The organism is Sinorhizobium terangae, from assembly GCF_009601505.1.
Lineage (GTDB): Bacteria > Pseudomonadota > Alphaproteobacteria > Rhizobiales > Rhizobiaceae > Sinorhizobium > Sinorhizobium terangae.
In genome coordinates, this window is the sequence record NZ_WITC01000121.1 from 22,784 (window position 1) to 35,851 (window position 13,068).

Sequence of the window (13,068 nt, forward strand, 5' to 3'; positions counted from 1 at the left end):
CTTTTCGCGGCTCAGCGTTCACGCCCGCCCTCGAAGATGCGCAGATGCTGGACCTTGCGGCCGTTTTCTTCACGGTGTGTTGGGGCACTGACAGCATGGGAAGCCTCAGCCATCTCCAAGCGACCGCCGCGCCCGCTGTCGAGAATTTGCAGGCCTTGCGGGACAAGGCATTCAAGCGGCGTCATATGCAGCCATGAAGGCCGAGACAGCGGCGCCAGCGAACCGAGGATACGGTCGCTGTCGCCCTGCGGCGACCCGAGCGGCGTCAGCAGCAACTCGGTCTCCAGCCGTTCGCCGCCTGCCGTCAGGCCGCAGGCGGAAAGGGCGGCGAGCGAGCGTTGCGTCATCACCCGATCGGCGATCCGAACGGCTTCGCTCGCTTCGCTGGCTGGCCACAATGTGCCAAATGGCTGGCCGCGCAACTCGCGACCGAAAAGAGCGCAGACATGGGTGCCGGCGAGCCGGAAGCGGATGTCGCCGCCTGGCTGCCGTTCGAGGATGAACAGGTTCGGCAGCAGCGCGCAAATCTCTTGCGGTTCTATCTCGTCGCGGCGGGGGAGGTCCCGCTCACCCCGCAACGTGTTCCAATATCGGAACAGCTCTATCGTCGTTTTGCTGCGCATGATGCTTATTCATTCCGTCGATCCGGCTCTCGCTGCTCCTAATTGGCACAGCGGTGCCGCTCCTTCGATTTCAGGAATTGCGGTGCGATTTTCGTGCCACGCCGATATTAAGGTTAACAAACGGTTTCGATTGCGTTCCGCGTCGCCTGCTGGCACTGAAATGACATCACTTCACGAAGGTTTGCCTTCAGCACGCAATTGGAGCTCGGTATAAGGGGCTCACCGGCCGTTCAGTTTTTACTGGACGGTCTTTTTTTGTTTGCTTATGCCTTCGCGCTATCCGGTGGCGGTACCTCCGTAAAACCTGATCGCGAACGCGCAGCAGCGATGGAAGAGAGCAGGCATGGAACGAGATCAGGCAGCGACACCAGCGGAAACGGATACCGAGAGCGAAACGGTCCGCGTCCGCGAACCCGCCTTCAATCTGCCGGCGGGGCTAACCGGCATCCTCTTGTTCCTCATCGCCGTACACGCGGTGAGAACCTATCTCCTCTCGGAGGCCGCCGATCAGGAGCTCATTCTGAATTTCGCCTTCCTGCCGGTTCGTTACACCCTCCCGCTTTCGGAACAAGGACTCGTTTGGCTCTGGACCCCGGTCACCTATTCGTTTCTGCACGGCAGTTGGGATCACCTCATCTTCAACATCTTCTGGATGGTTGCTTTCGGGGCGCCGGTCGTGCGGCGCATCGGCATGGCGCGTCTGGCCGTGTTCTGGTGCCTGTCGGCCGCCGCCGCCGTTGCCTTGCACACGGCTTTTCATTGGGGGGAAATCGTCGTCGTGGTCGGCGCCTCGGGGGTTGTATCCGGTTTCATGGGGGCCGCCGCGCGCTTCGTCTTCTCGCCAAGCGGCCGCATCAGCCGTCAGTTCGCCCATCTCAACCGGCGGCTTTCGCTAACAGAAACGCTTGCCAATCGCTCGGTGCTGGTCTTCACCGGCATCTGGTTCCTGACCAATTTTCTGGTCGGGCTCGGCATGTTCTCCGTTGGCGGCGCGGGAAGCGTCGCCTGGGAAGCACATATCGGCGGTTTCCTCTTCGGCTTTCTCCTGTTCGGGCTCTTCGACCCGCGCGACTAGCTCAGAACCGGGGGAATGGAGATCGGTATCCCAACGATGTCGGTCCTTAACCCACGAGAAACGATGACATTTGTGATCCCGAATTGTTTCAACCTGGATTCACAAATGTGATGTCTGCGGGATCCGGCCGCTCGGGCGACAAGGCTTGATTTCCCCAGGTCGCTGGAGCACCATTCCCTACTGTCGCCTAAAGTACCACAGCGTCCTTTGGACATGCGGCGCTGGAGAGAGGGCGAGCGTGCAAGGCTGGGTGTCGGCCTGGTTTCGTGCGGGAGAGGCGCGAAGGCCAATGATCGGCATCGGAATTGGGGCGGGTTCCTGCGGCAACTCTGCACAGATATTTGATTGTGCAGAGGCTCGGGGTGTTACGGCGACCATCAAGCATCCAAAGTGACGTTCGGCGCTGCAAGCACAAGAGACGGCCAGAACCTCTTCCCTCCGGCCCGGCGTGGTGTAACGGGAGATGTGTGGATGTCAGTAAGAGCGATTCTCAACGAAAAAGGCCACAACGTCGTGACTGTCACGCCGGACGTGACAGTTCATCAGGCCGCGACCATTCTACATGGCAATCGTATCGGGGCGGTCGTCGTTGTCGATCCGGACGATCATATCGTCGGCATTCTCACGGAGCGCGATGTCGTGGCTGCGATCGCCAAATACGGGGCCGCATGTCTCGACAGCTCGGTTTCCTCCGTCATGTGGCAGAACGTCTATTGCTGCCGCGAGGAAATGTCCATTGCTGCGCTGATGGAAATGATGAGTAAGCTGCGCGCACGCCACCTGCCGGTGGAAAAGGAAGGTCGCCTGGCCGGCATCGTTTCCATCGGTGACGTGGTGAAGCACCATATCCGCGCAATGGAGCACGAGACCGAACAGATCAAGGCTTATATTGCAGGTTGAAGGGAAAGGGCGTGGCGATGCGGCCCTCCGCACGCGCCTTTGACGTGCGCACCTTGTCATGCGCTCACGTTTGGTCCCTATCCTTGAATAGGCGGCCTCCACGCTAGCGCATCGGCCCGAAAATCGGACCCGATTTTCGGAAAGCACGATGCGTAGACTCAAAGAGTTGCAGCGTCCTTTGTGCGTCCTAAAGGACGCACGGCGCTGTGGGGGGTTAGCGTACCAGGACTTCCTGCATGCGTCGGATTTCCGCGAGCTTCGCCTTCGCTTCGTAATAGCCACGGTCGATCGCCTCGCCGGCGCGATGAAATTCCGAAAGACCAATGTCGTTGAGCTTTGGATGGAGGGCGAGATCCGGCGGATCGCCAGCAAGCCGGGCGCGCGAGATGCGATCCTGGATAATGTTGAAGGCCTGAACCATGACGCTGGTCATGCCGAGGCGTGCTGAGTAATGCGTACTGTCCTTGATCGGCGCATCCACGGCTTCCATGCCGGCATTGTGCTTGACGACGGCCGAGCGTCCATAGAGGTCGTAGTTGAGGTTGACCGCGACGACGAGTTGCTGCTCGTAAGCGCGGCAAACCGAAACCGGAACCGGGTTGACCAAAGCGCCATCGACGAGGATCCGGCCATTGGCGCTTATCGGCTCGAAGATGCCAGGGAGCGCATAGGACGCGCGGATCGCGGTTATAAGCGAACCTTTCTCGATCCAGACCTCATGGCCGCTGTGAACTTCGGTTGCAACCGCAATGAAGGGGCGATCGAGTTCTTCGATATTGAGGCCTTTCAGGTGCTCCTGCATGCGTTTGGTCAGTCGCAGGCCGCCGAACAGACCGCCGCCGCCGATTGCAAAATCGAGCAGGCCGGCAATGCGCCGCACGGTGAGAGAACGGGCGAAGGTCTCCAATTCGTCCAGTTTGCCGGCGAGATAGCAGCCGCCAACGAGGGCGCCGATCGACGTGCCGGCAATCATGCCAACTTCGATACCATCTTCATCGAGCGCGCGCAGAACGCCGATATGCGCCCAGCCGCGCGCTGCGCCACCACCCAAGGCTATGGCAATCTTCGGTTTCGGGGGGTGGGGGACCGGTGCTGGAGGAGCAGTTGTAAGCGAAGAACCATCCGGCTCGGATAGATCGCTAATCTGGTTGCTACGCGTGAATGTCCAGTTCAACATCCGGCACCTCCAACATCGCCGAATAGACTACTAAGTGCGCGCGTCTGGTAGGAGGTCCCTGCCAAGCCGGCGATGGTGCCGTCTTGTTCGAATTCATTGCTGAAAGACTGGCACCCCAATTGAGATATACCACCGTTCCCGCCGTCAATTTTGGCGGACGCGATAAACATTCTATACAGCCTGCAACACTTTTCGCTTCGCCGCAGTTTCGACGGTAACCATCTTCATGAATAATGATTAGGCGCCCGTTTGGTTGCTAAAAAATAAATATAGCACGCGGGTGAACCAAGAAAACGCAGATACTTAATTTTTGCTGTAAACCGTTGCCGGATCAAAATGCCGGTGGTCGTCCGTGATCGCCACCGTGGCCTTGCCCTCTTCGACGCCGACCGTGCGGTAGAAGCAAGAGCGGCGGCCCGTGTGGCAAGTGGCGTCATGGCCGGCGACCGATACTTTCAGCCAAATGGCGTCCTGATCGCAATCGGTCCGTATTTCCTGGACGGTCTGCAGGTTGCCCGAACTCTCCCCTTTCTTCCACAGGCCCTGGCGCGAGCGGCTGTAGTAGTGCGCAATGCCGGTTTCGATAGTCAGCGCGAGCGCCTCGGCGTTCATATGCGCGACCATCAGCAACTCCCCGTCGCGCGCATCGGTGACGACGGCGGTAACGAGTCCCTTCTCGTCGAAGCGCGGGGTAAAGGCCGGCCCGGTCTCCAGCGCGGCCTTGTCCTCCGAGGGGGGATCGAAGGTGAGCGTCATAATTCAAGCTCCTTGGCTACAGCGCCGTGCGTCCTGTCAGATGCACAAAGGGCGCTGCAGCACTTTGAATTGCTGCATGTTTTTATCCCTAGACCGGCTACAATTAAGGAAACATGCAGCGGGGCTTACTTGAAGCCCCTGAGCATAGTCATGAAACGAGCCTGTTCGGCCGGGTCAGCCTGGAAACTACCGGTGAATGTCGTCGTCAGCGTTGTCGAGCCCTGCTTCTGAACACCGCGCATCGCCATGCACATATGCTCCGCCTCGATCATGACGGCAACGCCACGCGGTGCGAGCGTCTCGTCAATGGCCTTGGCGATCTGTGCCGTCATCGTCTCCTGCGTCTGCAAACGGCGTGCATAGATGTCGACCACACGGGCGATCTTGGAAAGGCCAAGCACGCGGCCATTCGGCATGTAGGCGACATGCGCCTTGCCGATGATCGGCACCATGTGATGCTCGCAGTGGGAGAAGAACGGAATATCCTTCACCAGCACCATGTCGTCATAGCCGGCGACTTCCTCGAAGGTTCGTCCGAGTACATCTTCTGCTGCGAGCTCGTAGCCGCCGAACAGTTCCTTGTAGGCCTTGACGACACGCGCAGGCGTGTCTTTAAGACCCTCGCGTTCCGGATCGTCGCCCGCCCACCTGAGCAGTACGCGAACGGCTTCCTCGGCCTCCTTCTGCGTCGGTCGGCCGCTCGTATCGTCGAGCAAAGGAAAATTCTTCACTATGGCGTCCATAATGGCCCCTTTAAGCAATACGGGATTGCTGACGTTTTATCTTTCGGACAACTCGCCACTGGCCATTCGCCTAACCCTGCAGGCTTGGGTTCCGTTGGCGGGCTCCGGGGCTTTCGGGTCCTGGCTTAGCAGTGCACTGGACCGTCCGGCACGGTTTCCCAAACAACAGGCGACTTGATGCTCCCTTGCGGAACTGTCGCCCCAACACGACATAGCATATAGTATGGTGCCACATGGATGAAAGAGGCCGAATGTGCAGTGCGGTGCTTTTTTCCTGTGTACCGGAGAAAATCATGCGCCAATTACCCAAAACCGCGAAAAATGAGCCGGATCGCGTCAAATGATGGATGACATCTACAACAACAGAATTCTCGAGTTTGCTGGCAACATCCCTCGCATCGGGATGTTGGCGGACGCTGACGCCGAAGCGGCGGCACATTCGAAGCTGTGCGGCTCGAAAGTAAGGATCTGGCTGAAGATGGAGGGCGACGTCGTGACCGACTTTGCCCATGACGTCAAGGCATGCGCCCTTGGGCAGGCTTCGTCCTCGATCATGGCGCGCCATGTCATCGGCGCGAACGCCGGTGAAATCCGAAGAGCCCGTGAGGAGATGCTGGCCATGCTGAAGGCCGATGGCGAAGGCCCGTCTGGCCGCTTCGAGGACATGCGGTTCCTGAGGCCCGTTCGGGACTACAAGGCGCGCCATGCCTCGACCATGCTCACCTTCGATGCGGTGGTCGACGCCATAGGCCAGATCGAAGCAAGGCGGCTTGCCGCCGCGGTCTGAAGAATGTGCGCTGAGCCTCACCATGATCATGCCCTCCGCCCGACGGTTCGCACCAAGGGGCGGAACTGGTCCGGCCCGTTTCGCAAGACGCCGGGGCGGCTCTTCGGCATGGCCCTTATTCGCGCCTATCAGCTGACGCTGTCAAGTTTCGTAGGCAACTCCTGCCGGCATCTGCCGACCTGCTCGGAATACGGATTCGAGGCGGTTGCTCGCCATGGTCTCTGGGCCGGCGGTTGGATGACGCTCTTTCGCGTGGCGCGATGCGGCCCGGGCGGGACCCACGGCTTCGATCCGGTGCCGGAAGAGCTGGCATCACGCCAGATCTGGTATGCACCATGGCGCTATTGGCGCTAGCGCAGGATGAGGAAACGTGTGTGCGGTTTTCCGCTCGCATCCCGCTCTAACACATTGGAATCGAAGGGAGGCCCGCCTGCCGTGACGATACCGATGGAATACCGACAGGCCTCTGCCGATTTCGACCGGTTTATTCTGGACGTGCGCGAGATCGCCGGTCTTCAAACCACCAATCAGGCCTACACCATGGTGCAGGCGGTCCTGCAGACTTTCCGCCGGCGCCTCGATGTTCCCGACGCCCTGCTTTTCGCAAATGTTCTGCCACCGGTGCTTCGCGCGATCTTTGTCGCCGACTGGGATCTGGAAGAGCCGCAGATGCCTTTCGCCGGTCGCTTTGCGATGACGCGCGAGGTGCAATCGCTCCGTCCGGACCACAACCTGTCCCCTGATACCGCAATCGCTGATGTTGCGGCGGCGTTGCGTCGGAACGTTGACGAAGCGACACTGGATCGCGTGCTGGCGCGACTGCCCGCAGGCGCGACCGACTTCTGGCGGGCGTGACCGGATGAAGACTTATGTCGCGTTGCTATACAGCATTATACTTGGGGACAAGCGGCGTGTCGTGATGGCCGACTTGCGGGCCATGGCCGAGCGCGTCGGCTATCATGCGCCACGCACCCTCGTCGCCACCGGCAATGTCGTTTTCGACGCGCCCGCACAGCCCCTTGCTGACATCGAGGCCGAAATGGAATCGGCATTTGCAGTGACGTTTGGTCGCCACATCGACATTATCGCGCGGTGCGGGGAGGATTGGCGGAAGCTTGCCGCAGGCAACCCGTTTCCCGCCGAAAGCGAGGCCGATCCAACGCGTGTCCATGTTCGCGTGATGCGCTCACCGCTTCACCCTGAAGTGCCCGAAATGTTCCGCGGCCATTGTACGCGGGGTGAGCGCATGGAGGTCGTCGGTGGTGACCTCTGGGTGGATTTTGCCGGAAAAGCCAGCGAATCGAAGCTGCTTGGCGTCCTCACCACCAAACGGTTGGGCGTCGGCACGTTCCGCAACTGGAATACGGTGCGTGGTCTGCGCGACATGCTGTCCGGTTGACCGCTGCATGCTTCCTTAGATCGTAGCCGATTTAAGGACAAAAGCATGCAGCACTTCAAAGTGCTACAGCGTCCTTTGCGCGTCTGATAGGCCGCGCGGCGCTGTAGGCCGCTCCTTTACTCGACAGTCAAAAACATTTATCAGGCGCGCGTCGATAATCGGCGCTGCAGTCATGCAGGGGCCGGCAACCATACCACCCGCATTCGTTGGCGGGACTGGATAGGAGATCATGATGTCGCATACCGTTTCCCTCACATTTCCTGATGGCTCTGTTCGCGAATTCGCTGTTGGCACGACCGGTCGCGATGTGGCCGAGTCGATTTCCAAGTCGCTCGCCAAGAAGGCTGTCGCGATCGCGCTCGATGGTGAGCTGCGCGACCTTTCAGACGCCGTGATCGATGGCCGCATCGAGATCGTCACGCGCGAAGACAAGCGCTCGCTCGAGCTCATTCGTCACGACGCCGCCCACGTCATGGCGGAGGCGGTGCAGGAACTGTGGCCGGGAACGCAGGTGACCATCGGTCCTGTCATCGACAACGGCTTCTATTACGACTTCGCCAAGAACGAGCCCTTCACGCCCGATGACCTGCCCGTCATCGAGAAGAAGATGAAGGAGATCATCGCGCGCAACAAACCTTTCACCAAGGAGATCTGGTCGCGCGAGAAGGCGAAGGAGGTCTTTGCCGCCAAGGGCGAGAACTACAAGGTCGAGCTCGTCGACGCGATTCCCGAAGGCCAGGACCTCAAGATCTACTACCAGGGCGACTGGTTCGACCTTTGCCGCGGACCGCACATGGCCTCAACGGGCCAGATCGGCACGGCTTTCAAGCTCATGAAGGTGGCCGGCGCCTATTGGCGCGGCGACAGCAACAATCCGATGCTGACACGCATCTACGGCACCGCATGGCAGACGCAGGAAGAGCTGGATCAATACCTGCACGTGCTTGCCGAAGCCGAAAAGCGCGACCATCGCCGCCTCGGCCGCGAGATGGATCTCTTCCATTTCCAGGAGGAGGGCCCCGGCGTCGTCTTCTGGCACGGCAAGGGTTGGCGCATGTTCCAGACGCTGGTCGCCTATATGCGCCGCCGACTGGCCAACACCTATCAGGAAGTCAACGCGCCGCAGGTACTGGACAAGTCGCTGTGGGAGACGTCGGGCCACTGGGGCTGGTATCGTGACAATATGTTCAAGGTGACGGTTGCCGGCGACGAGACAGACGATGACCGCGTCTTTGCCTTGAAGCCAATGAATTGCCCGGGCCACATCCAGATCTTCAAGCACGGCCTGAAGTCCTACCGCGAATTGCCGGTCCGGCTCGCCGAGTTCGGCAACGTCCACCGTTACGAGCCGTCGGGCGCGCTTCACGGTCTGATGCGCGTGCGCGGCTTCACGCAGGATGATGCGCATGTCTTCTGCACGGACGAGCAGATGGCGGCCGAATGCCTGCGTATCAACGACCTCATCCTGTCGGTCTACGAGGACTTTGGCTTCAAGGAAATTGTCGTCAAGCTGTCGACGCGACCGGACAAGCGCGTCGGCTCCGATGCCCTATGGGATCGTGCCGAGGCTGTGATGACGGATGTGCTGAAAACGATCGAGGCGCAGTCCGAGGGCCGCATCAAGACCGGCATCCTGCCGGGCGAGGGCGCGTTCTACGGTCCGAAGTTCGAATACACGCTGAAAGACGCCATCGGCCGTGAATGGCAGTGCGGCACGACTCAGGTCGACTTCAACCTGCCGGAGCGGTTCGGTGCCTTCTACATCGACAAGGATTCGGAAAAGCGCCAGCCGGTCATGATCCACCGGGCCATTTGCGGCTCGATGGAGCGATTCCTCGGCATCCTGATCGAGAACTTCGCCGGCCACATGCCGCTCTGGATCTCGCCGCTGCAGGTGGTGGTCGCCACGATCACGTCCGAAGCCGACGACTATGGCCGCGAGGTTGCAGCGCTTCTGCGTGAGGCGGGGCTTACCGTGGAAACGGACTTCCGCAACGAGAAGATCAACTACAAGGTCCGCGAGCATTCGGTGACGAAAGTGCCGGTGATCGTCGTCTGCGGCAAGCGCGAGGCGGAAGAGCGTTCGGTCAACATCCGACGCCTCGGTTCGCAGGCGCAGACCGCGATGTCGCTCGACGAAGCGATCGAATCGCTTTCGGCGGAAGCGATGGCCCCGGATCTCAAGCGCAAGGCGGAAAGGAAAGCCCGGGGCTAACGCCCCGGGACCTTTGTCCTGTCAGAAAACTGTAATGTTCCGGGATTATGCCGATGAAAGGCACCGCCCAGCATGGGCGGGCAAGCGCGAAGCGGTTTTCTGTGCAATTCAAAGAATTGTCGTATGCGAATGAGAATGATCCGCGCCTGAAGCGCTGGTTCATTCGCTCCGTCGAGGGCCTGTCCGGTCGCAACCGCTACGCCAGGCTCTATGCGCGCTGGCGCGCCGATAGCGTCGGCAAGAGCGATCGTGTCTTTGGCGACATGCTGCAGTTGATCGACGTGCGCATGCGCGTCCAGGGAGAATGGCCGCCGCACGGTTTGCCCGACACGCCGCTCGTCATTGTCGCCAATCATCCCTTTGGCATCGGCGATGGCATTGCCGTTCTTTCTCTGGCCGAACAACTCGGGCGTCCGTTCCGGGTGTTGATCCACAACGAACTCCTCAAGGTGCCCGAGATGGGACCCTATTCGCTCCCCGTATCGTTCGAGGAGACCAAGGAGGCGTTGGCGCTCAACATGGCGACGCGGCACGAGGCGGTGCGGCTGTTGAAGGAGGGGGTCACCATCGTCGTTTTCCCCGCCGGCGGCGTTGCGACGGCGAAGAGAGGTTTCGGCAAAGCCAAGGACCTGCCGTGGAAGATGTTTCCGGCGAGACTGATCCAGGCTGCCCGGGCGAGCGTCATTCCGATCTACTTCGAGGGGCAGAACGGGCGGCTCTTTCATCTCGCCAGCAGGGTTTCGCTGACACTCCGGCTTTCATTGCTGATCCGCGAATTCCGGCGGCTGTCGGGCACGACGATTGCCGCCCGCATCGGCCGTGTTCTTGCCTGGGAGGAACTGTGCGCCCATGGGAATCGCAAGGACCTGCTTGCGCGGATCTATGATGCCGTGTTCTCGATGGCGCCACCGCGTCGTCGTCTCCTCAGACGCGCCGGATGACGTCGAATCAGCAGGCTTCCGCTACAGCGCCGCGCATCCAATCGGACGCGCAAAGGTCGCTGTGGCGCTTTGAATTGCTGCATGATTTTATCCTTAAATCGATTCCGATTTAAGGAATCATGCAGTAGGTAAAAGCAGGCGACCGTTCGCGTCAGTCTTGCGCTTCCGCGTCCGCGGGGGTGTTGGCGGCGTCGTTCCCGTTCAGCAGCACTTCAACATCGGTGTTGACGCCGGCCTTCACGGTGAAATCGCGCTGATAGATCTTGTCCTTGTTGCGCGCCACGGCGGTATAGCCGCCTTCGGCGAGAACGAGCGTCGGAAACGCGCCGACGCTTTCGCTGACGACGTCGCCCGACGAGGTGAGGATCGACCAGGCCGTATCGGCGATCGCTTCGCCGCCCGCCTCCGATACGAGCTTCAATGTCAGCTTCGCTGCGCGATGCTGGATCGTCGCTTCGGTCAATTTGCCGCTTTCTACCTGAATGTCGGCGCGGATCACGGCATTGACCGAGCCGTAATCGGAGACGACGTGATAGGTCCCGGCATTGAGCCGGATGACGGTGTTGGGCTTGACGTCGGCGATGATCAAAGCCCGCTCTCCGTCTTCCTTCACGTCGGAGGAAAAGATCGAAAAACTGAGTTCGTTCGGCGGGATGCGGACATCGCTGCCGGAAACGGCATTGAGCGTCACGCCGCCGGCGTCGAGCACCAGCACCTGCTTGTCGAGCGTGCCTTGCTCGGGAACGCGGATCTTGCGGGTGGCGCCGGCTCGGCCGAATGCGACATTGACGAAATATTCGCCAGGTACGAGGTTGAAGGCCGTCGAGCCGCCCTCGGAGGTGGCGAGCAACGGCAGCTTTCCGTCGCTGTCGGGAATCGGGCTGAAGACACGCCATGTCAGGCCTGACTCGACCGGCTGCCCTTTCGCGGTCAGTAACGCCTCGAGCTTCACGTCCTTGACTTCACCTCCCTGGGTCGGGTCGGAAATCAGCGGGTTGAAACTTGTGAGCTTCGGCATTTTGCGTGTGCCGGTAATCGACGGGAAGCTCTTGAAGGCGTCGGTCGGGTCTTCTGCGAGCGCATGTCCAGCACCGGCACTGACGAGCATGATCGCCAGGGTGGCACTCGGAAAAATACGATGACGGACGCGCATGAGAACAGTTGACTTCCTGACTGGGTGACTCCACTTGAGACGCCGGTATGGCATTTTCGTGGCTGTCGGTCCGGCCGCAAATTAGTGGAAATCAGGCAATATGAAAACCGAAATAAAACTTGTCGATTACCTGGCTTCGCGCAGGTCCATCCCCGCCTTCCAGATGGGCCCTCCCGGGCCGAGCAAGGCGGAGGTCGAGGAGATGCTGAAGCTCGCTTCGCGTGTGCCGGACCACGGCAAGCTCGCGCCCTGGCGCTTCATCGTCTACCGCGGTGAGGAGAGGGCGCGTATCAGCGCCGAACTGAAGAAGATGGCGCTCACCACTAGGCCGGATCTGCCCGAGGACCTGATCAAGGTGGAAGAGACGCGGCTCACGCGTGCTCCGGTCGTCGTCGCTGTGGTCAGCAAGGCCGCACCGCACTTCAAGATCCCGGAATGGGAACAGGTGATGTCGGCGGGCGCTGTCTGCCTCAACCTGCTGATGGCCGCCAATGCACTCGGTTACGCCTCCAACTGGCTCACCGAGTGGTTTGCCTTCGACGAGAGGGCCTATCCTCTCCTGGGTGTCGAGCCGGGCGAAAGGGTCGCCGGGTTCATTCATATCGGCACGGCCATGGTGCCGCCGACCGAACGGCCGCGGCCGGAACTCGCCGATATCGTCACCTGGGTCGGAGAGGAACGCTGATGTTCTACGACACGGCCGCGAACCGGCATGGCCTTCCCCACGATCCCTTCAAGGCCATCGTCTCGCCGCGGCCGATCGGCTGGATCGGCACTCGGGCCGTGGACGGCTCGCAGAACCTCGCGCCCTATTCTTTCTTCAACGCGATCAGCGACCGTCCGAAGCTCGTGATGTTCTCCTCGAGTACCTACAAGGATTCCGTGCGCAACATCGAGGAAACCGGCGAGTTCACAGCGAGCTTTGCGAGCCGCAACCTGAGTGCCGCCGTCAATCTGACTTCGGTTGCCGCACCGCACGGCGAAAGCGAGTTCGGAATCGCAGGCTTGACGCCGGTCGAGGGCACGCTCGTCAAGGCGCCCTTCGTCGGCGAGGCTTTCGCGGCGCTCGAATGCAGGATGACGGAAATATTCCGGCCCAGGGGTCTCGATGGTGTGGCTTCCGAAAGCTACGTCGTCTTCGGAGAGGTTGTGGGCATTCATATCCGTGAAGAAGCCATACGCGACGGCCGGTTTGACCCAGCGATTGTCCGGCCGCTCGCCCGGCTCGGCTACATGGACTACTGCGATGGCGGCGACGTCTTCGAAATGATCCGGCCCCGACGCTGAAACCATATCACT

The 13,068-nt window shown here is 60.5% G+C and carries 15 protein-coding genes; 10 read left to right on the forward strand and 5 right to left on the reverse strand.

Going from position 1 to position 13,068, the window contains the following annotated elements; genetic code table 11:
• Positions 1-11: 11 nt before the first annotated feature.
• A complete protein-coding gene (locus tag GHK62_RS28410) occupies positions 12-623 on the reverse strand; it encodes a PAS domain-containing protein (protein ID WP_153442288.1) in 612 nt (203 codons plus the stop codon).
• Between the two features lie 343 nt (positions 624-966).
• Between GHK62_RS28410 and GHK62_RS28415 the strand changes: the two genes are divergently transcribed.
• The gene (locus GHK62_RS28415) at positions 967-1,698 is read left to right on the forward strand and encodes a rhomboid family intramembrane serine protease (protein WP_153442289.1); all 732 of its coding nucleotides are present in this window, start codon (positions 967-969) and stop codon (positions 1,696-1,698) included.
• 471 nt (positions 1,699-2,169) lie between these two features.
• Positions 2,170-2,598 (forward strand): CBS domain-containing protein, encoded by a 429-nt coding sequence (locus GHK62_RS28420; protein ID WP_153442290.1) that lies wholly within the window; start codon positions 2,170-2,172, stop codon positions 2,596-2,598.
• A gap of 214 nt (positions 2,599-2,812) precedes the next feature.
• Here GHK62_RS28420 and GHK62_RS28425 read toward each other — a convergent pair whose 3' ends face one another.
• The 3 genes from GHK62_RS28425 to folE form a co-directional block, all read right to left on the reverse strand.
• Positions 2,813-3,775: a patatin-like phospholipase family protein gene (locus GHK62_RS28425; protein WP_153442291.1), complete on the reverse strand. Its 963-nt coding sequence runs from the start codon at positions 3,773-3,775 to the stop codon at positions 2,813-2,815.
• Between the two features lie 303 nt (positions 3,776-4,078).
• Positions 4,079-4,531, reverse strand: coding sequence for a phosphoribosyl-AMP cyclohydrolase (gene hisI, locus GHK62_RS28430; protein ID WP_153442292.1), 453 nt, complete (start codon positions 4,529-4,531; stop codon positions 4,079-4,081).
• 125 nt (positions 4,532-4,656) lie between these two features.
• Positions 4,657-5,274 (reverse strand): GTP cyclohydrolase I FolE, encoded by a 618-nt coding sequence (gene folE / locus GHK62_RS28435; RefSeq protein WP_153442293.1) that lies wholly within the window; start codon positions 5,272-5,274, stop codon positions 4,657-4,659.
• Between the two features lie 340 nt (positions 5,275-5,614).
• Between folE and GHK62_RS28440 the strand changes: the two genes are divergently transcribed.
• The 6 genes from GHK62_RS28440 (at position 5,615) to GHK62_RS28465 (ending at position 10,616) form a co-directional block, all read left to right on the forward strand.
• Positions 5,615-6,061 carry an iron-sulfur cluster assembly scaffold protein gene (locus GHK62_RS28440; protein ID WP_153442294.1) on the forward strand — a complete coding sequence of 149 codons (447 nt, stop codon included), beginning with the start codon at positions 5,615-5,617 and terminating at the stop codon, positions 6,059-6,061.
• A gap of 3 nt (positions 6,062-6,064) precedes the next feature.
• Complete coding sequence (yidD, locus tag GHK62_RS28445; protein WP_153442295.1) at positions 6,065-6,415, forward strand: membrane protein insertion efficiency factor YidD; 351 nt, start codon at positions 6,065-6,067, stop codon at positions 6,413-6,415.
• 93 nt (positions 6,416-6,508) lie between these two features.
• A complete protein-coding gene (locus GHK62_RS28450) occupies positions 6,509-6,916 on the forward strand; it encodes a DUF2267 domain-containing protein (protein WP_153442412.1) in 408 nt (135 codons plus the stop codon).
• Between the two features lie 4 nt (positions 6,917-6,920).
• Entirely contained in the window at positions 6,921-7,460 is a 540-nt protein-coding gene (locus GHK62_RS28455; protein ID WP_153442296.1) for a DUF1697 domain-containing protein, read from the forward strand.
• A gap of 232 nt (positions 7,461-7,692) precedes the next feature.
• Positions 7,693-9,675, forward strand: a complete 1,983-nt coding sequence (gene thrS / locus GHK62_RS28460; protein WP_153442297.1) for a threonine--tRNA ligase — start codon at positions 7,693-7,695, stop codon at positions 9,673-9,675.
• Between the two features lie 101 nt (positions 9,676-9,776).
• Positions 9,777-10,616 carry a lysophospholipid acyltransferase family protein gene (locus tag GHK62_RS28465; RefSeq protein WP_184108825.1) on the forward strand — a complete coding sequence of 280 codons (840 nt, stop codon included), beginning with the start codon at positions 9,777-9,779 and terminating at the stop codon, positions 10,614-10,616.
• 151 nt (positions 10,617-10,767) lie between these two features.
• Here GHK62_RS28465 and GHK62_RS28470 read toward each other — a convergent pair whose 3' ends face one another.
• Positions 10,768-11,769: a hypothetical protein gene (locus GHK62_RS28470; protein ID WP_153442299.1), complete on the reverse strand. Its 1,002-nt coding sequence runs from the start codon at positions 11,767-11,769 to the stop codon at positions 10,768-10,770.
• A 100-nt stretch (positions 11,770-11,869) separates the two neighbouring features.
• Between GHK62_RS28470 and GHK62_RS28475 the strand changes: the two genes are divergently transcribed.
• Positions 11,870-12,454 carry a nitroreductase family protein gene (locus GHK62_RS28475; protein WP_153442300.1) on the forward strand — a complete coding sequence of 195 codons (585 nt, stop codon included), beginning with the start codon at positions 11,870-11,872 and terminating at the stop codon, positions 12,452-12,454.
• A complete protein-coding gene (locus GHK62_RS28480; protein WP_153442301.1) occupies positions 12,454-13,056 on the forward strand; it encodes a flavin reductase family protein in 603 nt (200 codons plus the stop codon). The genes GHK62_RS28475 and GHK62_RS28480 overlap by 1 nt, the downstream gene beginning before the upstream one ends.
• The last annotated feature ends 12 nt before the right edge of the window (positions 13,057-13,068 follow it).

What these genes read in the sequence shown, in the direction of transcription:
- GHK62_RS28410 (WP_153442288.1), bottom strand. Translation starts at nt 623, where the DNA reads ATGCGCAGCAAAACGACGATAGAGCTGTTCCGATATTGGAACACGTTG.
- GHK62_RS28415 (WP_153442289.1), top strand. Translation starts at nt 967, where the DNA reads ATGGAACGAGATCAGGCAGCGACACCAGCGGAAACGGATACCGAGAGC.
- GHK62_RS28420 (WP_153442290.1), top strand. Translation starts at nt 2,170, where the DNA reads ATGTCAGTAAGAGCGATTCTCAACGAAAAAGGCCACAACGTCGTGACT.
- GHK62_RS28425 (WP_153442291.1), bottom strand. Translation starts at nt 3,775, where the DNA reads ATGTTGAACTGGACATTCACGCGTAGCAACCAGATTAGCGATCTATCC.
- hisI (WP_153442292.1), bottom strand. Translation starts at nt 4,531, where the DNA reads ATGACGCTCACCTTCGATCCCCCCTCGGAGGACAAGGCCGCGCTGGAG.
- folE (WP_153442293.1), bottom strand. Translation starts at nt 5,274, where the DNA reads ATGGACGCCATAGTGAAGAATTTTCCTTTGCTCGACGATACGAGCGGC.
- GHK62_RS28440 (WP_153442294.1), top strand. Translation starts at nt 5,615, where the DNA reads ATGATGGATGACATCTACAACAACAGAATTCTCGAGTTTGCTGGCAAC.
- yidD (WP_153442295.1), top strand. Translation starts at nt 6,065, where the DNA reads ATGTGCGCTGAGCCTCACCATGATCATGCCCTCCGCCCGACGGTTCGC.
- GHK62_RS28450 (WP_153442412.1), top strand. Translation starts at nt 6,509, where the DNA reads ATGGAATACCGACAGGCCTCTGCCGATTTCGACCGGTTTATTCTGGAC.
- GHK62_RS28455 (WP_153442296.1), top strand. Translation starts at nt 6,921, where the DNA reads ATGAAGACTTATGTCGCGTTGCTATACAGCATTATACTTGGGGACAAG.
- thrS (WP_153442297.1), top strand. Translation starts at nt 7,693, where the DNA reads ATGTCGCATACCGTTTCCCTCACATTTCCTGATGGCTCTGTTCGCGAA.
- GHK62_RS28470 (WP_153442299.1), bottom strand. Translation starts at nt 11,769, where the DNA reads ATGCGCGTCCGTCATCGTATTTTTCCGAGTGCCACCCTGGCGATCATG.
- GHK62_RS28475 (WP_153442300.1), top strand. Translation starts at nt 11,870, where the DNA reads ATGAAAACCGAAATAAAACTTGTCGATTACCTGGCTTCGCGCAGGTCC.
- GHK62_RS28480 (WP_153442301.1), top strand. Translation starts at nt 12,454, where the DNA reads ATGTTCTACGACACGGCCGCGAACCGGCATGGCCTTCCCCACGATCCC.